Origin of the sequence: Pseudomonas sp. PICF141 (assembly GCF_002286815.1) — a bacterium.
GTDB lineage: Bacteria > Pseudomonadota > Gammaproteobacteria > Pseudomonadales > Pseudomonadaceae > Aquipseudomonas.
In genome coordinates this window covers 57,698-82,367 of sequence record NZ_MUNM01000054.1, presented here as the reverse complement: position 1 = coordinate 82,367, position 24,670 = coordinate 57,698, and the positions used below count along the sequence as shown (strand labels likewise).

The window sequence follows — 24,670 nt, the reverse complement described above, 5'->3', positions numbered from 1 at the left end:
AGATTCTGCGTACTACTGAAATCCAGTGTGGGAGCGAGCCTGCTCGCGATGGGGCCGGCGAAAACAACATCACCCTAGGTCATTACCCCGCTCCCGCAGATATTCAAGCACCGCCCCCCGCTCCCCGACAAACTCGATCCGCGAAGCCTTCTTCTCCCGCTGAAACGCATACATCGGGTCGTAATATTCGCGCAGTAACCCTTCGATCCAGCCTCGGTGCAAATCCACCGCACCGCTGTTCGCCTGTTCTGCCAGCGCGTCTTCCATCAAGGCCAACATCCGCTGATGACGTTCGCCGCCCAATCGTTTCTGGACATTGTTCAGACTTGCCAGCAAACGCTCGGAAAACATTGCGAAGCCTTCATCGCCATGCACCTGGATGAATTCGGCGCACAAGTCCACCACGTAATCACGCAGGATTCGCTCGACCCGCCCTTCCAGGCTGTCTTCCAGCCAAACCATCGGAAATTGCTGCATGCCCTGATACAACGGCAACGGCAAGGCGCAGCTGCCGACCATGCGGCTCTCGTCTTCCAGCACGAACTGTTCGATACCACGGGCACGCTTCTTCAGCACATCCACCGCCAGGCGGTTCTCAAAATCGATGTTGGAAGGTTGCCCGGTGGCGCGTTTGCCGAAGCTGGAGCCGCGATGATGGGCGTGGCCTTCGAGATCCAGCCCGTTGCTCAATTGCGTGAGTACCTCGGTCTTGCCGGTGCCGGTCATGCCGCCCAGCAAAACGAAATCACACTGGGCAATAGCCTGATCGAGCGTATCGAGCAAGAAGGTGCGCATGGCCTTGTAGCCGCCACCGACCCGCGGATAGTCGATGCCCGCTTCGTCCTTGAGCCATTGCTGAACGATCTGCGAACGCAAACCGCCGCGAAAACAATACAAATAACCATCCGGATGCGCCCGGGCAAAATCGGCCCAGGCCTGGATGCGCTCGGCCTTGATTTCGCCGGCCACCAATTGATGCCCCAGGATGATGGCGGCTTGCTGACCTTGCTGCTTGTAGCAAGTGCCGATCCGTTGCCTTTCCAGGTCATTCATCAGCGGCAGGTTGACCACGCCAGGGAATGAGCCCTTGCAGAATTCGATCGGCGCGCGGGTATCCATCATTGGCCGGTCGTTTAGAAAGATGTCGCGGTAATCGGTGAAGTCGATGGACATCAAAACACCTCTACCGCATTAGTCTGTCGCTCGATCAGTTCGCCGATCGGCTCAAGGGCCAGGCCGAGTTCGGCTGCCACCACCAGAAACTGTTCATTGCCCTCAGGCGTGACCGCAATCAGCAGGCCACCGCTGGTCTGCGGATCGCAAAGCACCCGTTTGTGCAGTTCCTGAAGCCGCCCCAGTTTGCTGGCATAGCTGTCGAAATTGCGCAGCGTGCCGCCCGGCACGCAGCCCTGATCGAGGTAATACTCGACACCTGGCAGGCGCGGCACCCGGTCATATTCGATGCGTGCAGTCACGTTGCTGCCGTCGGCCATCTCGACCAAGTGCCCAAGCAGGCCGAAACCGGTGACGTCAGTCATCGCGGTCACGCCGTCGAGTTTGCCGAAACGGCTGCCGGGTTTGTTCAGGGTACACATCCAGTCCCGGGCCAGGCCGATGTCGGCCGTGCGCAACTTGCCTTTCTTCTCGGCGGTGGTGAGGATGCCGATGCCCAAGGGTTTGGTGAGGTACAGCAAGCAACCGGCGGTGGCGGTGTCGTTGCGCTTCATGTGGCGTTTTTCCACCAGCCCGGTCACGGCCAGGCCGAAGATCGGCTCTGGCGCATCGATCGAATGGCCGCCCGCCAGTGGGATCCCCGCCTCATCGCAGACCGAACGCCCACCGCGAATCACTTCCCGGGCAATCTCCGGCGCCAGCACATTGACCGGCCAGCCGAGAATCGCAATTGCCATCAATGGATCGCCGCCCATGGCGTAGATATCGCTGATGGCGTTGGTCGCGGCGATACGGCCGAAATCGAATGGATCGTCGACGATCGGCATGAAAAAGTCGGTGGTCGACACTACGCCGCGTTCTTCGTCGATGGCATACACCGCCGCATCATCGCGAGAAGCGTTGCCGACCCAGAGTTTCGGGTCCAGGTTTTGCGCGCCGCTGCCGGCCAGAATCACCTCCAGTACCTGGGGTGAAATCTTGCAGCCACAGCCTGCGCCGTGGCTATATTGGGTCAGACGAATCGGCTCGCTCATCGGGGATGCACCTTGTAAAGTCAATGCCGAGGATTCTACAGCAACCCCATTCCTGCGGGGTCTTCACAACCCGCAGGAATAAGCGATCCATTGTGGCGAACCTGCAGAAAAAAGGTGCCTGCCTGTCGGACTGGTTCAACCAGGATTACGGGGCGTCCGGCTGTCACCAGTCACTGTCGCCGTCCGACAATTCGACTGAATTTTCGCCGCGCCTCGCGATCCCTCTATAACTACAGGGAGGAATACAGGTTTTATGAACAACGCAAAACTTTTCGTCATTGAATACACCCTTCATGGCAAGCCCAAGTCTTTCATTATCCGCCTCGACAAGATGGACAATGCAGAGGCTTGGCACTGGGCAAGTTGCGATGCCGGAGTAGGCCGGATCCCGCGCTTTGGCCGTGAACGGGTGCAGAAGACCAGCAAGCCGCTGGCGGAAAAATTCGGCATCGAGAATGTAACTTGGCGACCCGCCAGTTGAGCGTCAAACAGGAGGGGAAAGATTTGAAGTGAAGTGGAGCCTGGACGGCTCCACTTTTTTGCCTGAGCGGTCAGGGTTGAGCACACTTGCAGTCTTTGTTGGCGCAGGCTTCGCCGTTTTCATGGTGCTTGGCGCAGGCTTCACAGCAATAGTGCTTGCCGTGACGCACGATAGGGTGTTCACCGAGTTTACAGTTGCATTTCGGGCAGTCGCAGGTACCGTCATTCATAAGTCTGACTCCGTGGTTAGGGTCGTCCGGGTGCCGCGAATGCGCGACACCTGAAGCAGGTGACCGTCCGCTCCCCAAACGGGTTCAAACTAACCCTTGGACGGTGCTTGCTTACTTATGAGGGTAGTCGCGATTGCCCTATGGTGAGGGGAAGCACAGCACCTGTAGGAGCGAGGCTTGCCCGCGAAGAGCGATGACACGTAATACCTGAAAAACCGCGGCGCATTCTTCGCGGGTAAGCCTAGCTCCTACAGGTTCTACGTCCTGACTTACCGGCATTGGGGGCAAGCCTCCTCGCCACAAAAGCAACATCAATCAGATACGGAATTGCCCGACCAGTTGCCCCAGGCGCTGCCCCAGATCGGCCAGGCTACGCGAGGTCTGGGCGCCGAGCTGGGTTTCATCGGCGACGCTGTCTACGGCCACGGCGATTTGATGCACGCTGCGGTTGATCTCTTCGGCCACGGCGGTTTGCTCTTCGGCGGCGCTGGCGATCTGGGCGTTCATCGAGTTGATGGTGCCGATCAATTGGGCCATGGCGTCCAGAGACGCCCCCGCCTCGTTGGCCTGGGCCGACGTGCCGTCGCCGGCCTCGCTGGAGCGGCGCATGGCTTCGACCGCCGATTGGGTGCCGGCCTGCAAGCGGTCGATCATGCTCTGAATTTCCTGGGTGCTGATTTGCGTGCGGCTGGCCAATGCACGCACTTCGTCGGCGACCACCGCAAAACCACGCCCGGCCTCACCGGCGCGGGCCGCTTCAATCGCAGCGTTGAGCGCCAACAGATTGGTCTGCTCTGCAATCGAACGGATCACCCCGAGCACGCTGACAATTGACGACACGTCTTTCTGCAGGCTGTCGAGCGACACGCCGCTGCTGCGAATGTCATTCACCAACGCATGAATCTTCACGATGCTGCCGGCCACCACGCGTTTGGCGGCCTGACCCTCTTCGTCGGTCTGCTGGGCAGCAACTGCCGCGTTTTGCGCACTTTTGGCCATTTCCTGAGCCGCCGCTGACATTTGGTTGATTGCGGTGGCCACCTGATCGGTTTCGTGACGCTGACGCTCCATGGCTTGATCCGAGCGCTGGGCCTGATCGGAGACCTGATTCACCAGCCCGGTCAGTTGCGAGGTCATTTCGGTGATCTGCCGTACCAGACCATGAATCTTGTCGACGAAACGGTTGAACGAGCCGGCCAGCTGGCCGAGTTCATCCTGGCGGGTGATGGCCAGACGCCGGGTCAGGTCGCCCTCGCCCGCCGCGATGTCGTCGAGGTTGGCTTTCATCAGGTTCAGCGGACGCAGAATGGTGTTGGCCAACAGCATCCCGGCAGCCGCGATCAGTAGCAGCACCACCACGGCAATCCCGACAATGCTCAGCACCACGCCTTGCATGCGTTCCTGGACCTTGGCCTCAACCACCGCCACTTGCGCTTCGATGCCGTCGAGGTTGACCGAGGTGCCGACCGCCATGTCCCACTTCGGCAGGTATTCGGTGTAGCCGAGCTTGGGCACCAGCATTTGGGTGTTGCCGGGCAGCGTCGAGCTGTATTGCAGGTAGTGGGTACCGTCCTTGGCGACTTTCACCAGGTCGCGGTTGACGTAGACGCCGTTCGGGTCGCGATTGTCCTTGAAGCTCTGGCCCACGCCTTCGGGGCTACTGGCCTTGAACAGGCGCACGGTATTGGAGTCATAGCCGAAGAAGTAGCCGTCCTTGCCGTAGCTGATGCTCGACAGCAACTTGATCGCTTGCGCACGCGCGGCGTCATCGCCGGGGGCTGCCGCGTCGTAGAGCGGTTTGATCGTGGTCATGGCCACGGCAACGTAACTTTGCAGGGTTGCCTTGGCATCGCTGAGCAGGCGCTGACGGGTTTGCTCGACTTCCTTGCGGGCCTGCTCCTGCAGAATGAACAATGTGGTCAGGCTGATGACCAGCGCAAAGAGCAACACCGGGAGGACGGCAAGGGACAGGACTTTAGCCTTCAGACTCATGCGCATGAGGTTCACTCTTTTGATTTTTGTTGGCGTGGTCAAGGCTATAACGGCAGGCCAACGTAAAACTGTAGGAGCCAGGCTTGCCGGCGAAGGCGTCCTCGAAATCGCCTTCGCCGGCAAGCCTGGCTCCTACGGGAGCGAAATCAGAGAACCATCGCCGCTACCCAGCCAAACACCAGCAGCGGCAGGTTGTAGTGCAGGAAGGTCGGGACAACGGTGTCCCAGATGTGGTGATGCTGGCCGTCGATATTCAGACCGGAGGTCGGGCCCAGGGTCGAGTCCGACGCGGGAGACCCGGCATCGCCCAATGCGCCGGCGGTACCGATGATGCTGACAATCGCGAGCGGGCTGAAGCCCAGTTGCATGCACAACGGTACGAAAATCACCGTCAGAATCGGTACGGTGGAAAATGACGAGCCAATGCCCATGGTCACTAACAGGCCCACCAGCAACATCAACAACGCGCCAATGGCTTTGCTGTGGCCGATCCATGAGGCCGAGGCTTCGACCAGCGTCTGCACTTGCCCGGTGGCTTTGATCACTTCGCCAAAACCGGACGCGGCGATCATGATGAAGCCGATCATCGCCATCATCTTCATGCCTTCAGTGAACAGGTCATCGGTGTCGCGCCATTTGACGATGCCCGACGCCGAGAAAATCAGAAAGCCGGCCAGCGCCCCGATAATCATCGAATCGAGCAGCAACTGAATAATGAACGCAGCAGCAATGGCCAGGCCGGCGACTATCAAGCTCAACGGGTTGTATTGCACCGCGACCTGTTCGACCTGTTCGATCTTTTCCAGGTTGTAAACGCGCTTCTTGCGGTAGCTGATGAAGGCTACTGCGAGGCCAAACACCATGCCCAATGCTGGAATGCCCATGGCATGGGTGACGTTGATGCCGCTGATGTCCACGCCGCTACGGGCAACATTGGCCAGCAGGATCTCATTGAGGAAAATGTTGCCGAAGCCCACGGGCAGGAACATGTACGGCGTGATCAGGCCAAAGGTGATAACGCAGGCAATCAAACGACGGTCCAGTTGCAGTTTGGTCAGCACATAGAGCAGTGGCGGCACCAGCAACGGGATAAAGGCGATATGAATCGGCAAAATGTTCTGGGAGGCGATGGCCACCACCCACAGCAAGCCGATCAGCAGCCATTTGACATTTCCGCCACCGTTGGCGTGCTGGCGATCGACCAGGGCCAGGGCCCTGTCGGCCAGCGCATGGGCCAGGCCGGACTTGGCGATGGCCACCGCGAACGCGCCGAGCAAGGCGTAGGACAACGCGACAGTCGCTCCGCCGCCGAGGCCGCTGTTGAAAGCTTTAAGGGTCGCGTCGATGCCCAGGCCACCGGTCAAGCCACCGACCAGCGCCCCCACGATCAGCGCGATCACCACATGCACGCGGGACAGGCTGAGTATCAGCATGATGCCGACCGCGGCAATTACTGCATTCATTGTCGTTACCTCAAAAGCAGCGCGGTGAGGCATCACCGCCAAACGGATGAGTCCGGCCGGTAGTCTGTATGAGCGTCACCAGCGGATGGAGAAAAGGGTTTTATCAGAGGGCGCGCACTGTGCCGGACCGTCGTCCCCTTGTCAAAGCGAACACCACCCCCTGTAGGAGCTGCCGAAGGTTGCGATCTTTTGATTTTCAATGACCTCGATGACGCCAGAAGATCAAAAGATCGCAGCCTTCGGCAGCTCCTACAGGGGGTGAATCAGTCTCACAAGGGTATGAGTGGATATTCGGCCCAACGACATAAAGAAAGCCGGATTCTGGCCGCTACAGTGCAAAGTCTCAGATATTTATCGAATAAAAGGACGTTTCCATGTCGCTCAGACAACTTTCCATTCAATGGAAAATCACCCTGTTGGCCGGGCTGTGCCTGGCAGGCATCGTGACCCTGCTGGTAGGGCTTTCGCTGTATCGCATGGAGCACAGCTCCGCGTTGGTGAAAGCCTCGAGCATGGACATGCTGACCGAAGCCGCCCAGGCGCGCATCGAGTCCCAAGGGGAAGTTCAGGCGCTGGGTATTCGTCAGCAGTTCATGGACGCGTATCAATATGGCCATGGCTTTTCGCGGCAGGTGCTGTTTTTGCGCGATCAGGCCGAGAAGCGTTTTCTCGATGCCTTTGATCTGCGTGAAGATCTGACCCGGCAGGTCAAGTCGGCCCTGCAAGCCAACCCGGAACTGCTCGGCCTGTCGCTGGTGTTCGAAGCCAATGCGCTGGACGGCAAGGATGAACTGTTTGCCGATCAGGCAGAGATTGGCAGTAACGAAAAGGGTCGCTTCGCCCTGTACTGGTCGCAACCGATACCGGGCAAGCTGACCTCCATGGCCCTGCCGGAAAGCGACATGGCCGACACCGCCACCGGCCCCAGCGGCGAGCCGGCCAACGCCTGGTTCACGTGCCCGCGCACCACGCTCAAGCCATGTGTGATCGAGCCCTACTTCTATGTGATCGACGGCCAGAACGTGCTGATGACCAGCATCGTGTTCCCGCTGATGGTCAACGGCAAAGTCATTGCCTCGCTGTCGGTGGACATCAACCTCAACAGCCTGCAAGCGATCAGCCAGAACGCCAGCCAAAAACTCTATGACGGCCAGACCAATGTCAGCATCGTCAGCCCGGTCGGTTTGCTCGCCGGCTACAGCCCGGACGCCAGCAAGCTCAGCCAGCGCCTGGACGCTGTGGACACGATCGACGGTGCCCAATTGCTGCGCCGACTGACCACCAGCGGTAAAACCGAAAGCCTGCATAGCCATCGGCAACTGAAAGTGCTGTCGCCCTTCCAGCCGATTCCCGGTGGCAAATCCTGGGGCGTGTTGCTCGACGTGCCCGAGAAGGTCCTGGTCGGCCCCGCCGAAGCGCTGAAAAAACAACTCGACGATAGCAACACCACCGGTACGCTGATTGAACTGTGCCTGGGTGTGCTGGCGGCGCTCGTCGGTCTGCTGTTGGTGTGGCTGATGGCGCGTAGCGTGACCCGACCGATCCTGGGCGTGGCCCGCATGCTGGAAGACATTGCCAGCGGCGAAGGCGACCTGACCCGGCGCCTGGCTTATGACAAGCAGGATGAGCTGGGCCAGTTGGCCGGTTGGTTCAACCGTTTCCTCGACAAGCTGCAACCGATCATTGCCCAAGTGAAACGCTCGGTGCAGGACGCCCGCAGCACGGCGGACCAATCATCCGCCATCGCTACCCAGACCAGCGCCGGCATGGAGCAGCAATACCGTCAGGTCGATCAGGTCGCCACCGCGTCCCACGAAATGAGCGCCACCGCCCAGGACGTCGCCCGTAGCGCCGCGCAGGCCGCACAAGCGGCGCGCGATGCCGATCAGGCGACCCGTCAGGGTTTGGCCGTGATCGACCGCACCACCGCCAGCATCGACCACCTCGCCGTCGACATGAGCGCGGCCATGGTCCAGGTCGAAGGCCTGGCAGCGAACAGCGAAAAAATCGGTTCAGTGCTGGAAGTGATTCGCGCTATCGCCGAACAGACCAATCTCTTGGCACTGAACGCCGCCATCGAAGCCGCCCGTGCCGGTGAAGCCGGACGCGGTTTCGCCGTGGTGGCCGATGAAGTGCGCAACCTGGCGCGGCGTACTCAAGAGTCCGTGGAGGAAACCCGTCTGGTGATCGAGCAGCTGCAGAGCGGTACGCAGGAGGTGGTGAGTTCGATGAACAACAGCCATCGCCAGGCTCAGGGCAGTGTCGAGCAGGTTAGTCAGGCGGTGACGGCATTGCGGCAGATTGGTGAGGCGGTAACGGTGATCAGTGACATGAACCTGCAGATTGCCAGTGCGGCAGAAGAGCAGAGCGCGGTGGCTGAAGAAATCAATAACAACGTGGCGACCATTCGGGATGTGACCGAGTCCCTGTCAGGGCAGGCCAATGAATCGGCGCGGGTGAGCCAGTCGCTTAATAGCTTGGCGAATCAGCAGCAGAACTTGATGGATCAGTTTCGCGTGTGATCCAACGCATGATCGTTCCCGCGCTCCGCGCGGGAACGATCGGCTGGAGGGAAATCAGCGTTTGGGCAGTTCGATCGTGACTTTCAACCCGCCCCACTCGCTTTCCTGCAACTTCAACACCCCGCCCCACGTATCGACGATATCACGCACGATGCCCAGCCCCAGCCCATGCCCATCCGTCTGTTCATCCAGCCGGGTACCGCGGCTGAATACCTGAGCGCGCTGGTCTTCGGGAATTCCCGGCCCATCGTCCTCCACGCTCAACTCAAACCCTTCAGCCGTTTCAACCACGCTTAATCGAACCTCGGCATCCGCCCATTTGCAGGCGTTGTCCAACAGATTGCCGAGCAATTCCAGCAGATCTTCGCGGTCCCATGGCAGTTGCAAACCGGCCGGGGCCCGGTAGCTCAAGTCGAGGTGTTCGCCGTGAATCATGTTCAAAGTGGCCAGCAAGCCCGGCAGTTCGGCATCGCAATCGAACAACGCCCCCGGCAGTGCATCGCCGGACAGGCGGGCGCGGTTGAGTTCGCGATTGAGCCGTTGCTGAACCTGTTCCAGTTGCGCCTGCATGACTTTGCGCAGTTGCGGGTGAGCATCGAGTTTTTCGCTGGACGCCAGGCTCAATAACACCGCCAGCGGGGTTTTCAAGGCATGGCCGAGATTGCCCAAGGCGTTGCGTGAACGCTTGAGGCTGTCTTCGGTGTGGGCCAGCAAATGGTTGATCTGCGCCACCAGCGGTTCCAGCTCCAACGGCACTTCTTCGTCGAGTTGCGAGCGCTGCCCCTGCTGTAACTGGGCGATTTGCTCGCGGGCTTTTTCCAGGGGACGCAAGGCGCGGCGCACGGTGATCCGTTGCAATAGCAAAATAAACAACAGCCCCGCCAGCCCCAACCCCAGGCCGACCTGTTGCATGCGACAAAAGCTCTCGCGTACCGGGGTGTAGTCCTGGGCGACGCTGATGGAAATCGCCAGGCCCAACCGGCGATAGTCCGAACGCAACACCAGCAATTGCTGCCCTTCCGGCCCCAGTTGCAAGTTGCTATGCAGGCCAGGGTGGTCAAGTTGCGGTAGCTCCTGATCCCATAACGAGCGGGAACGCCAATGGCTGTCGGCAAAATCGATACGGAAGTAATGCCCGGAAAACGGTCGCTGATAGGCCGGCGACAAGTGCCGCTCATCCAGTTGCAAACCCTGCGGCCCACGCACCAGCGCCACCAGCAGGTTTTCGCTGTCGTTGCGCAGCCCGGCTTCGAGGTAGCGCTGCAATCCCATTTCGAACAGCCACAAGCTGGTTTGCGCCAGCACCAGGCCGACGATCACCATCACGCTGATCAGGCCCAGGCTCAAGCGGCGCTGGATCGACCTCACTGGGCTTGCCCGCCAAACAGGTAACCCTGACCGCGACGGGTTTCGATCACGCTGCGGCCGAGCTTGCGTCGCAGGTGGTTGACATGAACTTCCAGCACGTTGGAATCGCGCTCGGTTTCACCGTCGTAGAGGTGTTCGGCAAGGTGGCTTTTGGAAAGGATCTGTTCGGGGTGCAGCATGAAATAACGCAGCAGGCGAAACTCGGCAGCGGTGAGCTGGATGTCGGCGCCGTCGCGGGTCACGCATTGGCGAGCTTCATCCAGATGCAAACCGGCGGCCTTGAGCGTGGGCTGATTGGCGTGCCCGTGGGAGCGGCGTAACAATGCCTGGACTCGCAGGTGCAGCTCTTCGGGGTGGAACGGTTTGGTCAGGTAATCGTCGGCGCCGGTCTTCAGACCTTCGATCCGCTCAGCCCAGGAACCGCGCGCGGTGAGGATCAGCACTGGCGTGGCCAAGCCGCCGGCCCGCCATTGCGCCAGTACGTCGAGCCCCGGCAAACCCGGCAGGCCGAGGTCGAGAATGATCAGGTCATAAGGCTCGCTGCTGCCCTGGTACACCGCATCGCGACCGTCGGCCAGCCAGTCCACGGCGTACCCCTGTCGGTTGAGGCCGGCTATCAATTCGTCGGCCAGCGGCACATGGTCTTCCACCAGAAGCAAACGCATCGGTCAGTCTTCCTTGTCTTTCAGTAATTGGCCGGTGATGGCATCAAGGTCCAGCTCGCGCACCACGCCTTCGCCGGTCAGCAGCTCGACCTCATAAATGTAGACGTCGTGCTTTTCCTCAAGCTCGGCTTCCAGCAGCTTGGCCCCGGGATAGAGGTCCAGCGCCTGCTGCAAGAGCTGCTCCAGCGGCAGGATCACACCTTGTTGGCGCAAGCGCAGGGCCTCGTCCTGATCCAGGTCGCGGGCCAGGACCACCGAGCAAAAAGCCAGCAGCACCAGCGCCATCCGACCGCTGGCACGCCGATTAAAAGAAAACACCTTCATTACGTATCCTGATGATCCTTGAGAACCTGCCCGCTGACAGCGTCCAGTTCCAGGTCCCACTCAAGGCCCTGCGGATCGCGCAGTTCCACCTGGTAGATGTACTTGCCGTACTCTTCTTCGAGCTCGGTTTCGGTGATTTTGGCGCCGGGGTGTTTGGCCAATGCCGTGACGTTGAGTTTCTCGAAGGACACAATGGTACCAGCGTCGCGCAGTCTCAGGGCTTCGTCGGGGCCGAGGTCGCGCGCGTGGGCGATGCTGGCGGTCATGGTGATGATGGAGGCGGTAAACAGGGCAGTCAGGATTTTCATGGGTGTCTCCGTATTTTTATGTGTTGCTACGAGAGCTACCTTAGTGATTTGAACTTAACTGAAACTGAATTGCCATCATCGACGGCAACTCGACATTACTGACCTGCACAAATCCCTGTAGGAGCCAGGCTTGCCGGCGAAGGCGTCCTCGAAATCGCCTTCGCCGGCAAGCCTGGCTCCTACAGATTGTGCGCTGCGCTGTCTGACACGCGCTTATAATCCCCCGCCTGCCAGACAGCGAGACCGGTATGACCGCGATCCACATCAAGTTCCCTTCCCTGACGCTCAAGGCCGGCCCGCGTGCCTTGGCGCGCATCCGCGCCAATGGCTTGAGCGCCGCCGATGTGGGCACGCTGCCGGGTGCCGCCGGCGGCCCGAAGGCGTTGGGCATTCAGGGGCTGGATCTGGCGCTGTTCGGTGAATGGCTGCCGGCGGCGCCACGGGAACGTTCGCTGATCGGTGCCTCGGTGGGTTCCTGGCGGTTCGCCAGCGCCTGCCTGCCGGACGCCGCCGAAGGCATCCGCCGCCTCGGTCATCTGTACACCGAGCAGAATTTCGCCAAGGGCGTGACCATGGCGCAGATCAGCCAGAGCTCCCGACGCATGCTCGATGACTTGCTCGACGGCCGCGATGCCTCGATTCTGGACAACGCCCACTATCGACTGAACATCATGGTGGTCAAAAGTCATGGCCTGCTGGCGGACGATCATCGCGGTCGGCTTGGGCTGGGGCTGTCGTCGGTGATCGCCGACAACCTGCGCGGGCGCGCGCGGTTGTCGCGGCATTTCGAGCGGCTGATCATCCACGACCCGCGCCTGGCGCCACCGGTCAACGCGCTGGATGACTTCCCGTCGCGCTTCGTTGCGCTGGATGCCGGCAACCTGCGCCAGGCCCTGCTCGCCTCCGGTTCCATCCCGATGGTCATGCAAGGCGTGCGTGACCTGCCGGGTGCCGGTGCCGGGACGTTTCGCGATGGGGGGCTGCTGGACTATCACCTCGACCTGCCCTACAGCGGCAACGATATTGTGCTGTATCCGCATTTCACTGATCGAGTGATCCCCGGTTGGTTCGACAAGACCCTGCCGTGGCGCCGCGCCTGCCCTGCGCGCTTGCAGGATGTTCTGTTGCTGGCGCCCTCCAGGGACTATCTGTCGCGCCTGCCCTACGGCAAACTGCCGGACCGTAACGACTTCAAGCGCTTCATGGGCGATGCCCCGAGCCGGCAGAAATACTGGCGCACGACGATGGATGAAAGCCGCAGGCTGGGTGACGAATTCCTCGAACTGACCGCCAACGGTCGCCTTGGCGAGCGCTTGCTGACCCTTTAGTCAGGACAAACTGTTAAACTCGCCGCCTGCCCATATCGCCGCGGCGATCGCCACCTGACAGAGCTGAACATCACTGTGGAAATCTTCAAAGAGTTTACCTTCGAGTCCGCCCACCGCCTGCCCCACGTGCCAGACGGCCACAAATGCGGTCGCCTGCACGGTCACTCGTTCAAAGTGGCGATTCACCTGAGCGGCGACCTCGATCCGCACACGGGCTGGATCCGCGACTTCTCGGAAATCAAGGCGATCTTCAAGCCGCTCTACGAGCGCCTGGATCATAACTACCTGAACGACATTCCCGGCCTGGAAAACCCGACCAGCGAAGTGCTGGCCAAGTGGATCTGGAATGAATTGAAGCCCCTGTTGCCGGAACTCAGCGCGATTCGTATCCACGAGACGTGCACCAGCGGTTGCATCTATCGCGGTGAGTAAGCCGATCTAAAGACAACGAAAATCCCCTGTGGGAGCGGGCTTGCTCGCGAAGGCGGCGGCATAGTCAACATCGATGTCGCCTGACACGACGCCTTCGCGAGCAAGCCCGCTCCCACAGGTGGAACTGCGTTTCGTCAGTGAATAGAAAAACAGCCTTCAATGGCTGTTTTTTTATGCTTATGCTTCTTGGCTCGCACACGCCAAGAGGACGCTCCCAATGGCTGACTGGCCGCTGGCTCAGACCTATCGCTTCAACGGGCACTTCGTGCGCTACGCCGTGCGTGGCGACGGGCCGCCGCTGGTGTTCGTGCATGGCACGCCCTTCTCTTCTTATGTGTGGCACCGGATTGCGCCGCACTTCATCACCACGCATCGGGTGCACTACTTCGATCTGCTGGGTTACGGACAATCCGCACAGCCGGACGGCGATGTGTCGCTGGGCGTGCAAAACCAACTATTGGCGCAACTGCTGGAGCACTGGGGCCTGGAACGGCCAGACGTGGTGGCCCACGATTTCGGCGGCGCCACCGCGTTGCGCGCGCATCTGCTCAATGGCAAGGAATACCGCAGCCTGACGCTGATCGATCCCGTGGCGCTGTCGCCCTGGGGTTCGCCGTTCGTGCAGCATGTGCGTCAGCATGAAGCCGCATTCAGTGGACTGCCCGATTACATTCAACAGGCAATTGTGCCGGCCTATATTCGTGGCGCGATCAAGCGCGAGATTCCCGATCAGGAGCTGGCGCCCCATGTGAAGCCATGGCTTGGGGAGTCTGGACAAGCAGCGTTTTATCGGCAGATCGCGCAGATGGATGAACGTTATACCCGCGAGGTAGAAGAGCTGTACCCGACGGTTCGGTGCCCGGTGCAGATTCTGTGGGGAGAGAACGATCAGTGGCTTCCCATCGAACGCGGCCGGGCGTTGCATCAGATGATTGCGGGGTCGCAGTTTCATGCCATTGCCAATGCCGGGCATCTGGTTCAGGAGGATGCGCCGGAAGCGATTGTGGCGGCGCTGCTGCGGTTTTTGCCGTTGGCCGGTGGATGATGATCGTTCCCACGCTCTGCGTGGGAATGCCTCAATGGACGCTCTGCGTCCGCCTCGAAAGGGACGCAGAGCGTCCCGCGCTGCATTCCCACGCAGAGCGTGGGAACGATCAGCAAATGTTCCAATTTGACTCAACTCCGCACCGCTTTCGAGCCCTCTGCGGGCCAACTCCGTTGGCTCGGCTATAAATAACTACGCCACCCCACGCTTGGCACGAGCACTGCAACACCCCCGCGTCCTCCATCCAGCAAGGAACGCCACATGACGCAAAACGATTCGGGCAACGATTACCCCCTCAGCGAAGTCCCGATGCATGCCCGCAAGGGACTCGCCTCCACCGCCATGGTGCTACTGGGTTTTACCTTCTTCACCGCGACCATGTTTGCCGGTGGCAAGCTCGGTGTGGCGTTCAGTTTCGGCGAGATGATGGCGGTGATTATCGTCGGCAATCTGCTGCTGGGAATTTATGCCGCGGGGCTAGGCTACATCGCCTTCAAGAGCGGCCTGAACTCGGTGCTGATGGGACGTTTCTGCTTTGGTGAAGTGGGCAGCAAGCTCAGCGATTTGATCCTCGGCTTCACCCAGATCGGCTGGTACGCCTGGGGCACCGCAACGGCGGCGGTGGTGCTGGGCAAATATTTCGAACTGAGCGAGGGCACGGTTCTGGGGCTGATGGTGCTGTTCGGCCTGGGTTTCTGCGCCACGGCCTACATCGGCTATCGCGGGTTGGAGATTCTGTCGTACATCGCCGTGCCGGCCATGATGTTGCTGCTGATGCTGTCGATGTGGGTCGCCACGGTGAAGGTCGGCGGTCTCGAGGGCTTGCTCGCGGTGGTGCCGACGGGAACGCTGGATTGGTCGACCGCCATTACCCTGGTGTTCGGCACGTTCGTCAGCGGTGCGACGCAAGCCACCAACTGGACACGCTTCTCCCGTTCGGCGCGGGTGGCGATGCTGGCGAGCCTGATCGGTTTCTTCGTCGGCAACGGTCTGATGGTGTTGATCGGTGCCTACGGCGCCATCGTTTATCAGCAGCCGGATGTGGTCGAAGTGCTGCTGTTGCAAGGCTTCGCCATGGCCGCGATGGCAATGTTGCTGCTCAACATCTGGAGCACTCAGGACAACACCATCTACAACTTCGCCGTCGCCGGCTGCAACCTGCTGCGCACCGGCCGGCGCAAAGCCGTGACCCTGACCGGCGCGGTGATCGGTACGTTACTGGCGCTGCTGGGCATGTACGACATGCTGGTGCCTTATCTGATTCTGCTGGGCACAGTGATTCCGCCAATTGGCGGGGTGATCATGGCGGACTTTTTCTTTCGCTATCGGGGCCGCTACCCACGTCTGGCCGACACACGGTTGCCCGCGTTCAACTGGCCGGGGCTGAGCGCTTATGCGGTCGGCACAATCGCCGCCTTCAGCTCGCCGTGGGTCGCGCCGCTGGTAGGGATTGCCGTAGCCGCGCTAACGTATGTGCTATTGACCGGGGTACTGGGTATCCGTACCGCCGACGCACCATTACAAGATCTCTGAGAAGGATTGCCTGATGCATATCATCAATGCCCGCCTGCGCAACCAAGAAGGCCTGCATGAGTTGCACCTGGAAAAGGGCCTGATTCACAGCATTGCCCGGCAAACCGAAGCCCCGTCACTGGGGCCTGACGACCTGGACGCTGGCGGTAATCTGGTGGTGCCGCCCTTTGTCGAACCGCACATTCACCTCGATGCCACCCTGACCGCCGGCGAGCCGCGCTGGAACATGAGCGGCACGCTGTTCGAAGGCATCGAGTGCTGGGGCGAGCGCAAGGCAACCATCACCCAGGAAGACACCAAAACCCGCGCCAAGAAGACTATCCAGACCCTCGCCGCCCACGGCATCCAGCATGTGCGTACCCACGTCGATGTCACCGACCCCGAGCTGACAGCGCTCAAGGCGATGCTTGAAGTGCGCGTGGAAAGCCATCATCTGATCGACCTGCAAATCGTCGCGTTCCCCCAGGAAGGCATCGAGTCGTACCGCAACGGTCGGGAGCTGATGGAAGAAGCGATCCGCCTGGGCGCCGATGTGGTCGGAGGCATTCCGCATTTCGAGTACACCCGGGATCAGGGCGTCAGTTCGGTGAAGTTCCTCATGGACCTGGCCGAGCGCACCGGTTGTCTGGTTGACGTGCATTGCGACGAAACCGACGACCCGCATTCACGCTTCCTTGAGGTACTGGCCGAAGAGGCCCGCAGCCGCGACATGGGCTCGCGCGTCACCGCCAGCCATACCACGGCCATGGGCTCTTACGATAACGCCTACTGCGCCAAACTCTTCCGGCTGCTCGGGCATTCGGGGATCAGCTTTGTCTCTTGCCCCACCGAAAGCATTCACCTGCAGGGACGCTTCGATAACTTCCCGAAACGCCGCGGCGTGACCCGAGTGAACGAGTTGCTCGAAGCCGGGATGAACGTGTGCTTCGGCCAGGATTCGATCGTCGACCCGTGGTATCCGCTGGGTAATGGCAACATTTTGCGGGTGCTCGAGGCTGGGTTGCACATCTGCCACATGCTCGGTTATCGCAATCTGCAAAGTGCGCTGGATCTGGTGACCGACAACAGTGCCAAGGCCATGAACCTGGGTGATCGCTATGGACTGGAACAAGGGCGACCGGCGAATCTGCTGATTCTGTCAGCGGACAGCGATTATGAGGTGATTCGCAGCCAGGGTTTGCCGCTGTATTCGGTTCGCGAGGGCAAGGTGTTGATGAAGCGGCAGATGCCGGTGGTGGAGTTTAGTGGTGGTTTGAGCTGAGATCTTCGTTGAATGTGATGGCCCCATCGCGGGCAAGCCCGCTCCCACAGGTTCAGCGTGATCCCTGTGGGAGCGGGCTTGCCCGCGATAGCGGTTTAAAATTCACCGCATCAACCGCGCCGTCCCGAATAATTTGACCCGACTCAATTCACCATCCAACTCTTCCAGCAAAATCGGCGCCGTGCCGCCAGGCATGACCACCTTCACCTCCCCGGCCGTCACCCAACCCACGCGCCACGCCGCACACGCCACTGCACTGGCGCTGGTGCCGGACGAGGCAGTCGGCCCTTCGCCGCGTTCGAACACCCGCGCAATGATTCGGCCCTCGGCTTCAAGCATCGCCCATTGCAGGTTGACCCCTGCCGGACATGGCTGCCCGGCCCCGGTCGGCATGGCGTATGCGATGCGGGTCAAGCCGTTGGCCAATCCCGGTTCGCGCATCTGCGCGTTACTCGGCAACGCCTCGGCACCGGTCACCAACGTTACGCAATGGGGATTACCGATGCGCACGAACTGGCTGCGGTTCCAGGCGGGATCGAGCGTCGACAATGGCCGCACATGACTGACTTCACAACCCTTCAACGTCGCCGGTTCAACCCCTTGCGCAGCCACCGCTTCAGGCCCGAACGATGGCTGCCCCAGGTCCAGCCAGAACCCTTGCACGCCATCGATTTCAGCGGGCTTCACCAAAGTCTGCACCGGCGAAACCGTGTCGCTCTTGTCGTGATGAACCTGAAGCAGACAAGTCTGTTGCGTGGGCATCAACCCTTGTTCAGCAAGGGCCTGGGAAAAAATCGTCAGGCCATTGCCGCTACGCTCGGCCAGTGTGCCGTCAGTGTTGACGATCAACAGATCAAACGGCGGCGACGATTGAAACGGCCCTACCAGCAGACCATCGCAGCAATGTGCCTTGCTGCCGGGCGGCTGTGTACCTGGCGCCCAAGCGCAGAATGCCTCGATGACCGACAACGTCCACGCCTGGCGGGTTTGCGCGGCAAGGCTGGCCAGCGCAGGCAATTGGATTCCGTTATCGCGCACGTTGTCCGGCGTCACGACCGCGTAGATATTCCCTCGAGCGTCGTACATCCGTGTCATGGCGTTCCCTCTATGAATAACTGATGCGTTGACAATATCGCGAAACAATGGCCGGCTGTGCAAGGATGTCACGCTGTCTGACAGCAGCCCGCCCCAACGAGGTGATCGAACCCGTTGCGGTTGTTCAGTGTCCCTTTGGGGACGCGACGTTTTTTGCCAAGGATCGATATGACCAGCCTCAACACCCAAGCCGCATTCGTCCCCGGGCGTCTGGAACAGATGTCCACCCGCATCGCCTTTTTCATCGCAGGCATCGGCATCGCGGCCTGGGCGCCGTTGGTGCCTTACGCCAAGGCACGGGCCGGCCTGGATGAAGGAACCCTCGGGCTGTTGCTGCTGTGTCTGGGGGTGGGCTCGATTCTGGCGATGCCCATGGCCGGTATTCTGGCGACGCGTTTCGGCTGCCGCCGGGTGTTGAGCGGCGGGACTTTATTGATCTGTGCGGCACTGCCGCTGTTGGCGACGGTGTCTTCGATTCCGGCGTTGATCGCAGCATTGTTCATGTTCGGCGCGGGCCTGGGCACCGTGGATTCGACGGTGAACCTGCAAGCGGTGATCGTCGAGCGGGCCAGCGGCCAGACCATGATGTCGGGTTTTCATGGGCTGTTCAGCCTCGGCGGAATCGTCGGTGCGGCGGGTGTCAGCGCCCTGCTCGGTTTGGGTTTTTCGCCGCTGGGGGCGATGTTGGTGGTGATCGTGATACTCGTGCTGGCCTTGCTCAAAGCTGCGCCGCACCTGTTACCTTACGGCAGTGAAAGTTCTGGCCCGGCATTCGCCGTGCCCCATGGCATCGTGCTGTTTATCGGCGGGATGTGCTTCATCGTGTTCCTGGCCGAAGGCGCGGCGCTCGACTGGAGCGCGGTGTTCCTGGCACAGGAGCGCGGGATCGACACGGCGTATGCGGGGCTGGGTTATGCGGCGTTTGCGCTGACCATGACCGTCGGGCGCTTGACCGGCGACAGGATTGTTCGGCGTCTTGGTTATACGCGGGTGATTGTGTTCGGTGGGCTGACGGCCGCGGCAGGCCTGGCGTTGGCGACGTTCGCACCGGCCTGGGAGGCGGCGCTGGTGGGTTATGCGTTGCTGGGGGCTGGCTGCTCGAACATTGTGCCGGTGCTGTACACCGCCGTCGGCAAACAGACCGTCATGCCGGAAAGCATTGCCGTGCCGGCCATTACTACTCTTGGTTATGCGGGCATTCTCGCCGGGCCTGCGGTGATCGGCTTTATCGCCCACGGCAGCAGCTTGAGTTTTGCCTTTGGGTTGATGGCGATATTGCTGGTGGCCGTGGCGATTGGCGGGAGGGTGTTGAAGGTTTAAAAGCTTCGCGGGCAAGCCTCGCTCCTACAATAGGTCTTCAGTGAACACAGATTTTGTGGACGTCAAAGATCATGTGGGAGCGGGCTTGCCCGCGATGAATCCACCTCGGTCAATCAGAACCCGACGCTGGCCTGCACAAAGAATGTGCGTGGCGCGCCGACGTACATCCCCGAGTTGTTGTCGCTGGAGCGGGTGAAGTACTGCTTGTCGAAAATGTTCTTCACCCCCGCTCCGACTTTCAGGTTCGACAGTTGCGAGCCGAAGTCATAACCGCCACGCACGTTCCAGGTGACGTAACCCGGAATGTCGCCGTACTGGCCGTCCGCGCTGCCTTCGGTGATGTAGTTGCCGCTGAAACTGCCATCAGCGTTCACCGCGGTGCCCGGCGAGCGCTGTTTGGACTGGGCAAAGGCATCGAGGTTGTAGGTCCAGCGGTTGATGTCGTAACGCAGCCCGGCGGTGGCCACCTGACGCGAGTAGAACGGTAGATCACGGCCCTTGAAGCCTGGAATCTCACCTTCGTAAACCGCGCGGGTGTAGGTAAAACCGGCATTGGCGGTCAGGCCGTCGAGCCGTGGGTCCAGCGCCGCCATGTCGTAGTGCACCGAGGCTTCAAGGCCCTGGTGCGTGGTGGCGCCCAGGTTGGTCCAGCCCACATCGTTGCTGATGTATTGCAACTCCTTATCAAAGTCGATGTAGAACAGCGTCACTTCCCCGCCCCACACGTCATCGTTGTAGCGCGTGCCGATCTCGTAGGTCTTGGCCTTTTCCGGGTTCAGGCCGTTGGCGGTGTTGTCACCCGAACCACCCTGACCGAGCTGGAAATATTGCAGGCTGCCAAACGAGGTTTCGTAGTTGGCGAACAGCTTCCAGGCTTCAGACATGTGATACATCACGCTCAGGGCCGGCAGCGGTTCATTACTGTCGATGCTGCGGCGCTTTTCCTGAACAGGTTTGCCGGCGGTATCGAGAACCGGACGGTCGTGCCATTCGGTACTGATGCTCTCGAAACGGATGCCGGGAGTCACGGTCCAGTTGCCGACGTCGATCTTGTCATCGATGTAAATGGCGTGAGCTTCGGTGCCGCCGGTGCGATCCTGGAACACATGGCCATCAGACGTTTTGGTGACCACCGGCTGATTGTTCACCAGCGCCAGGCGGCTCGCCTCCTCATGCATGCCTTCTTTCAAGTAGCGATAACCGACGCTGGCTTCCTGAGTGGTTGGCCCAAGGTCAAACACATGGGACACCCGCGGTTCGATGCCGAAGGTGTAGTAAGTGCGCGGATAAGAGCTGAGGGTTTTCTGGTCGCGTGCGGCGATGGTGCTGCCACGGAAGCTGTCGGAATAGTAAGTCAGCACTTCGGCCTGGGTGCGGTCGTCGATCTGCCGGATCCACTTGAAGGACACGTCCTTGCGCCGGCCGCTGAAGTTGTCATGATCGCGAACGGACTGGAACGGATCGGCGTCGTACTGCTTCTGCGTCAGGCCGCCGGGCATGTCGGCGCTGGCGTCGTAGTAGTGGAAATTGAGGCTGAAATCGTCCTGATCGGTGGGCGCCCAATGGGTCTTGAGGATCACGTCGTCGATGTCATTGCTGTTGTTGCTTTTGCGATAACCGTCGCCGTTCACCCCGGAATACAACAGTGCCACGCCCATGCCGTTATCGGCGGTCCCCCCCAGAAACGCGGTGTCGATGTGTTTCCAGCCACCGCGCTGAGTGGTTTCCAAAGTGGTGCCGATTTCACCGGTGGCTTTCTCCGGAATCGCCCGGGTGACGAAGTTGATCACGCCACCGACGTTCTGCGGCCCATAACGCACGGAACCGGCGCCACGCACCACGTCGATGCTGTCCAGGTTGCCGGAGGAAATTGGTGCCATGGACAGCTGCGGTTGCCCATAAGGCGCAAAGGCGGCCGGTACGCCGTCGATCAGCACGGTAGAGCGTGGCGACAGGCGCGAGGTCAGGCCACGCACGCCAACGTTCAGGGAAATATCGCTGCCGCCGGTGCCGTTGGCATCCTGCACTTGCACGCCGGGTACACGACGCAGCACCTCACCCACGTTCATCGCGCCCTGCTCGACCATGGCTTCGCGACGGATCACCGTGCGCGCGCCGGGATGGTTTTGCACCACGGCGGCATTGGCATCGCCGAGCCAGTCGCCAACCACTTTGATGTTGGTCACGCCCAATTCCAGCGGGCCGTTGGCGGCAGAAGTCGGGGCTGGCATCAGGGTCACCGAGCCTTCATCGATCCGGTATTCCAGACCACTGCCTTGCAGCAATTGGCGCAAGGCTTGTTCCGGCGAGAGATTACCGTCGACTGCCGGGGCTTGTTTGCCAGCCACCAGTTCAGGGCTGAAAAAAACCTGCAGCGAGGTTTGCTGGCCCAGCTGACTCAAGGCCTGGCCCAACGGCTGCGCCTGAATATGAATGGCATCGGCAGCGAACGCCTGAGGCAGCGCCGAGCTGACCGCCAAGGCGAGAGCGAGGGGCAGCCAGGATGTTTTGTTATTTTTAGCGGTGGTTTTCTTCACGTCGAACGTTGTCCTGTGGATCGCAAAAGTGTGCGGCTGTTAATGCAAACCAGTTGCAGTTGGACAAGAAGACGAAGAACTCGAAAAAAACCTGAATCTAACGGGCAATTATTTCCTGACTGCCGTCATCGAGGGTCCGAATGGCTACCGGCAGAATGCTCGGCAAGGCCTTGAGCAGTGCGTCAGTGTTGTCGGATTTGAACACGCTGGTCAGGCGCAGATTGCCTACTTTGGCGCTACCGACCGTCAGCGGTTTTTCCCGGTAGCGCGACACTTCTTCGGCCACTTCGCTCAGGCTGGCGTTGTTGAACACCAGTTTGCCGCTGCGCCATGCGGTCAGTTCAGCAGGGTTGACCGCATAGGCGGCAGCGACAAAGCCCTGGGCATTGACGCGAGTACCAAGGCCGGCGGTGAGGCTGACGAAATCCGTGCCGCTACCTTGAACCTTGACCGTGCCCTGCTCCACTGCGACCCGGGTTTCGCTGCTGTCGCGACGCACGTCGAAACGGGTGCCGGTGACCGTCACCTTGCCGCTGCCCGCCTCGACCACGAACGGTCGGCCGCTGTCGTGCTCGACGCTGAACATCGCCTCGCCTTGCGTCAATTCGATGCTGCGACGATCCTTTTCATAGCGCACCTGCACCCGGCTGCGGCTGTTCAAATCGATCACCGAACCGTCCGGCAGTGCCACATGGCGACGTTCGCCAAAGGCCGTGGAATATTCAGCCGTGTAGGTCGCCGGATGGTTCAAGCCACTGAATACGCCCAGGCCGAGCGCCACCGCCAACACACTGGCGGCCGCTGCATAACCCACCAGCGAATGACGTGTGCGGCGTGCCGGCGGAGTTTCGCACAAGGCGTGCAAGCGTTTGGCGGGTAGCAGATCGGCCGCTGCCCACAGACGCTGAAGCATTTGATATTCGTCGCGATGCTGTGGGTGTTCGTCCAGCCAGACCTCGAAACCCCGCTGCTCTTCGGCGTTGACGGCAGGGTCCTGCAAACGCACAAACCAGCGCGCCGCTTCATCGCGAACCGTTGTTTGCCCGCACGCACAATCACAAGTATCCATCATGGAAAGTCCTGTTGGGCCGGGAATGAAAAGGCGCGGCGAATCATGGTTGCAACCCGTCCAGGCGATCACGCAAATGCCGCAGGGTGCGGATCATATACTTTTCCACCATGTTCTTGGACAGCCCCAGGCGTTCGGCGATTTCGGCCTGGGTCAGGCCTTCGATCTTCTGCCAGACGAACACCTTGCGGCAGTTGAGCGGCAGCTCGGTAAGCGCCCGTTCGATGGAATCCGCCAACTGGATCGCGTGCATGAAATGCTCCGGGTCGCCGGACGACGACGCACTGTGATCGATCGCCTCCGACTCCATGGCGCCCCGCCGATCCTCACGCCGATAACCATCCACCGCAATGTTGCGTGCGGTCTGGTGCAAATACGCCCGAGGTTGTTGCACCTCCGCCGAATCGGACTCAAGCACCCGCACGAAGGTGTCGTGGGCCAGGTCCTCGGCCTGCTGACGATTTCTCAGGCGACGGGTCCAGGTGCCAATCAACTCTTCGTAATGCTCGAAAAAGCCGTGTCTGCGGGGCAGCTTGGAGGTCATTGCGGTGTGCTGTGGAGGGGGGCGCGAATAGTAATGCTTCCTATTAACTGGAAGCAATGGATTCCCTCGTGTAGCTCGTCGGAAGACTGGAGATGTCGAACCAGGATAAAAAATAGCGGGCGGCCCGCGCCGGCATCGATGCCGCGGGCGCCCAATGCTCAATGCTCAATGCTCAATACCGATGGGCATTGAGCCTGGTCGCTATCTCAAAAAATCAGGCTTGAGGCATTTTGCGAAAACCCACGGCCAGGCGATTCCAGCTGTTGATGGTGGAAATCGCCACGGTCAGGTCGACCATTTCCTTGGGACTGAACTCGGCGCTGAGCATTACATAGTCTTCGTCCGGGGCGTGGGTCAGGCTCAGTTGGGTCAAGGACTCGGTCCAGGCCAGGGCCGCCCGTTCACGGGGGGTGAAAAACGGCGTTTCACGCCATGCCGACAAGGTGTAAAGCCGACGCTCGGTCTCGCCATCCTTGCGGGCATCGGCGGCGTGCATGTCGAGGCAGAAGGCACAGCCGTTGATCTGCGATGCGCGCAGCTTGACCAGTTCGATCAGCGATTTTTCCAGGGGCAGCTTCGAGACAGCGGCTTCCAGGGCGATCATCGCTTTGAGGCCGTCCGGGGAGGCGGTGTAGAAATCGATACGAGGTTGCATGGTGAGCTCCAGTCACAGATGGGTTGGCGCTACGTTAATGCCGGCCTGCGGTGGAACAAATAGCCAATTATTGGGAAGTTGAGGATGCCAAAGGCAAGCGCGATAAATAGAAGGCATGGGTAATTGCCATCAGCGCCTCGACGCCATTAGAATGCGATTCATTCTTGATTACGCGGCCGGGATGCCCGAAAGGAGTATCTGCCATCATGTCGCTCTCCTCCCGAATGCCGTTGTCCTGTGTCACTTCGTCAATTTCTGGGACGGCGCATCAGCAACCGCTGACACGTCGCCA

General features: G+C 60.4%; 23 protein-coding genes and 2 pseudogenes. 9 read left to right on the top strand and 16 right to left on the bottom strand.

Going from position 1 to position 24,670, the window contains the following annotated elements; genetic code table 11:
• Positions 1-69 precede the first annotated feature (69 nt).
• A complete protein-coding gene (gene mnmH, locus BZL43_RS14830; RefSeq protein WP_095633001.1) occupies positions 70-1,173 on the bottom strand; it encodes a tRNA 2-selenouridine(34) synthase MnmH in 1,104 nt (367 codons plus the stop codon).
• The gene (selD, locus tag BZL43_RS14825) at positions 1,173-2,207 is read right to left on the bottom strand and encodes a selenide, water dikinase SelD (protein ID WP_095633000.1); all 1,035 of its coding nucleotides are present in this window, start codon (positions 2,205-2,207) and stop codon (positions 1,173-1,175) included. The genes mnmH and selD overlap by 1 nt, the downstream gene beginning before the upstream one ends.
• A 253-nt stretch (positions 2,208-2,460) precedes the next feature.
• Here selD and BZL43_RS14820 point away from each other — a divergent pair, with 253 nt between their 5' ends.
• Positions 2,461-2,688 carry a DUF6555 family protein gene (locus tag BZL43_RS14820; RefSeq protein ID WP_007907010.1) on the top strand — a complete coding sequence of 76 codons (228 nt, stop codon included), beginning with the start codon at positions 2,461-2,463 and terminating at the stop codon, positions 2,686-2,688.
• Between the two features lie 70 nt (positions 2,689-2,758).
• On the opposite strand, the gene BZL43_RS14815 is transcribed toward BZL43_RS14820, so the two are convergent.
• The 4 genes and pseudogenes from BZL43_RS14815 to BZL43_RS14805 all read right to left on the bottom strand — a co-directional run bounded on the left by BZL43_RS14815 (position 2,759) and on the right by BZL43_RS14805 (position 6,372).
• Positions 2,759-2,917: a metallothionein gene (locus BZL43_RS14815; RefSeq protein WP_095632999.1), complete on the bottom strand. Its 159-nt coding sequence runs from the start codon at positions 2,915-2,917 to the stop codon at positions 2,759-2,761.
• 315 nt (positions 2,918-3,232) lie between these two features.
• Positions 3,233-3,988 (bottom strand): methyl-accepting chemotaxis protein, encoded by a 756-nt coding sequence (locus BZL43_RS28845; RefSeq protein ID WP_371916215.1) that lies wholly within the window; start codon positions 3,986-3,988, stop codon positions 3,233-3,235.
• Positions 3,989-4,090: 102 nt separating this feature from the next.
• A pseudogene (locus BZL43_RS28840) lies at positions 4,091-4,909 on the bottom strand (cache domain-containing protein); the annotation flags it as partial.
• A 146-nt stretch (positions 4,910-5,055) separates the two neighbouring features.
• A complete protein-coding gene (locus tag BZL43_RS14805; protein ID WP_095632997.1) occupies positions 5,056-6,372 on the bottom strand; it encodes a Na+/H+ antiporter family protein in 1,317 nt (438 codons plus the stop codon).
• A 374-nt stretch (positions 6,373-6,746) separates the two neighbouring features.
• Here BZL43_RS14805 and BZL43_RS28835 point away from each other — a divergent pair.
• Both BZL43_RS28835 and BZL43_RS28830 read left to right on the top strand, forming a co-directional pair.
• Positions 6,747-8,036, top strand: a pseudogene (locus BZL43_RS28835) (HAMP domain-containing protein); the annotation flags it as partial.
• Positions 8,037-8,138: 102 nt separating this feature from the next.
• Positions 8,139-8,894, top strand: coding sequence for a methyl-accepting chemotaxis protein (locus tag BZL43_RS28830; protein ID WP_371916214.1), 756 nt, complete (start codon positions 8,139-8,141; stop codon positions 8,892-8,894).
• Positions 8,895-8,948: 54 nt separating this feature from the next.
• Here BZL43_RS28830 and BZL43_RS14795 read toward each other — a convergent pair whose 3' ends face one another.
• From BZL43_RS14795 to BZL43_RS14780, 4 genes are read right to left on the bottom strand one after another with little or no spacing between them, the layout of a single operon-like run.
• A complete protein-coding gene (locus BZL43_RS14795; RefSeq protein WP_095632995.1) occupies positions 8,949-10,262 on the bottom strand; it encodes a sensor histidine kinase in 1,314 nt (437 codons plus the stop codon).
• The gene (locus tag BZL43_RS14790; protein WP_095632994.1) at positions 10,259-10,927 is read right to left on the bottom strand and encodes a response regulator transcription factor; all 669 of its coding nucleotides are present in this window, start codon (positions 10,925-10,927) and stop codon (positions 10,259-10,261) included. The genes BZL43_RS14795 and BZL43_RS14790 overlap by 4 nt, the downstream gene beginning before the upstream one ends.
• A gap of 3 nt (positions 10,928-10,930) precedes the next feature.
• The gene (locus BZL43_RS14785) at positions 10,931-11,251 is read right to left on the bottom strand and encodes a PepSY domain-containing protein (protein WP_095632993.1); all 321 of its coding nucleotides are present in this window, start codon (positions 11,249-11,251) and stop codon (positions 10,931-10,933) included.
• Complete coding sequence (locus BZL43_RS14780) at positions 11,251-11,559, bottom strand: PepSY domain-containing protein (protein ID WP_095632992.1); 309 nt, start codon at positions 11,557-11,559, stop codon at positions 11,251-11,253. The genes BZL43_RS14785 and BZL43_RS14780 overlap by 1 nt, the downstream gene beginning before the upstream one ends.
• Positions 11,560-11,807: 248 nt before the next feature.
• Between BZL43_RS14780 and BZL43_RS14775 the strand changes: the two genes are divergently transcribed.
• The 5 genes from BZL43_RS14775 (at position 11,808) to codA (ending at position 17,158) form a co-directional block, all read left to right on the top strand.
• The gene (locus BZL43_RS14775; RefSeq protein WP_095632991.1) at positions 11,808-12,887 is read left to right on the top strand and encodes a hypothetical protein; all 1,080 of its coding nucleotides are present in this window, start codon (positions 11,808-11,810) and stop codon (positions 12,885-12,887) included.
• Positions 12,888-12,962: 75 nt separating this feature from the next.
• Positions 12,963-13,319 carry a 6-carboxytetrahydropterin synthase QueD gene (gene queD, locus BZL43_RS14770; RefSeq protein WP_003173033.1) on the top strand — a complete coding sequence of 119 codons (357 nt, stop codon included), beginning with the start codon at positions 12,963-12,965 and terminating at the stop codon, positions 13,317-13,319.
• Positions 13,320-13,536: 217 nt separating this feature from the next.
• Complete coding sequence (locus BZL43_RS14760) at positions 13,537-14,364, top strand: alpha/beta fold hydrolase (protein WP_095632990.1); 828 nt, start codon at positions 13,537-13,539, stop codon at positions 14,362-14,364.
• A 261-nt stretch (positions 14,365-14,625) separates the two neighbouring features.
• Positions 14,626-15,897 carry a cytosine permease gene (gene codB, locus BZL43_RS14750; RefSeq protein WP_095632988.1) on the top strand — a complete coding sequence of 424 codons (1,272 nt, stop codon included), beginning with the start codon at positions 14,626-14,628 and terminating at the stop codon, positions 15,895-15,897.
• Between the two features lie 13 nt (positions 15,898-15,910).
• On the top strand, positions 15,911-17,158 hold the full coding sequence (codA, locus tag BZL43_RS14745) for a cytosine deaminase (RefSeq protein WP_095632987.1): 1,248 nt from the start codon (positions 15,911-15,913) through the stop codon (positions 17,156-17,158).
• 102 nt (positions 17,159-17,260) lie between these two features.
• Here codA and BZL43_RS14740 read toward each other — a convergent pair whose 3' ends face one another.
• A complete protein-coding gene (locus tag BZL43_RS14740) occupies positions 17,261-18,253 on the bottom strand; it encodes a diaminopimelate epimerase (RefSeq protein WP_095632986.1) in 993 nt (330 codons plus the stop codon).
• 168 nt (positions 18,254-18,421) lie between these two features.
• Between BZL43_RS14740 and BZL43_RS14735 the strand changes: the two genes are divergently transcribed.
• A complete protein-coding gene (locus tag BZL43_RS14735; protein ID WP_095632985.1) occupies positions 18,422-19,573 on the top strand; it encodes an MFS transporter in 1,152 nt (383 codons plus the stop codon).
• A gap of 113 nt (positions 19,574-19,686) precedes the next feature.
• On the opposite strand, the gene BZL43_RS14730 is transcribed toward BZL43_RS14735, so the two are convergent.
• The 5 genes from BZL43_RS14730 to BZL43_RS28290 all read right to left on the bottom strand — a co-directional run bounded on the left by BZL43_RS14730 (position 19,687) and on the right by BZL43_RS28290 (position 24,586).
• The gene (locus BZL43_RS14730; protein ID WP_095632984.1) at positions 19,687-22,110 is read right to left on the bottom strand and encodes a TonB-dependent receptor; all 2,424 of its coding nucleotides are present in this window, start codon (positions 22,108-22,110) and stop codon (positions 19,687-19,689) included.
• Between the two features lie 97 nt (positions 22,111-22,207).
• Positions 22,208-23,182 (bottom strand): FecR family protein, encoded by a 975-nt coding sequence (locus BZL43_RS14725; RefSeq protein WP_095632983.1) that lies wholly within the window; start codon positions 23,180-23,182, stop codon positions 22,208-22,210.
• Between the two features lie 40 nt (positions 23,183-23,222).
• The gene (locus BZL43_RS14720) at positions 23,223-23,723 is read right to left on the bottom strand and encodes a sigma-70 family RNA polymerase sigma factor (protein WP_095632982.1); all 501 of its coding nucleotides are present in this window, start codon (positions 23,721-23,723) and stop codon (positions 23,223-23,225) included.
• Between the two features lie 214 nt (positions 23,724-23,937).
• On the bottom strand, positions 23,938-24,378 hold the full coding sequence (locus BZL43_RS14715; protein WP_095632981.1) for a carboxymuconolactone decarboxylase family protein: 441 nt from the start codon (positions 24,376-24,378) through the stop codon (positions 23,938-23,940).
• A 67-nt stretch (positions 24,379-24,445) separates the two neighbouring features.
• A complete protein-coding gene (locus tag BZL43_RS28290; protein WP_168185095.1) occupies positions 24,446-24,586 on the bottom strand; it encodes a hypothetical protein in 141 nt (46 codons plus the stop codon).
• Positions 24,587-24,670: the final 84 nt, after the last annotated feature.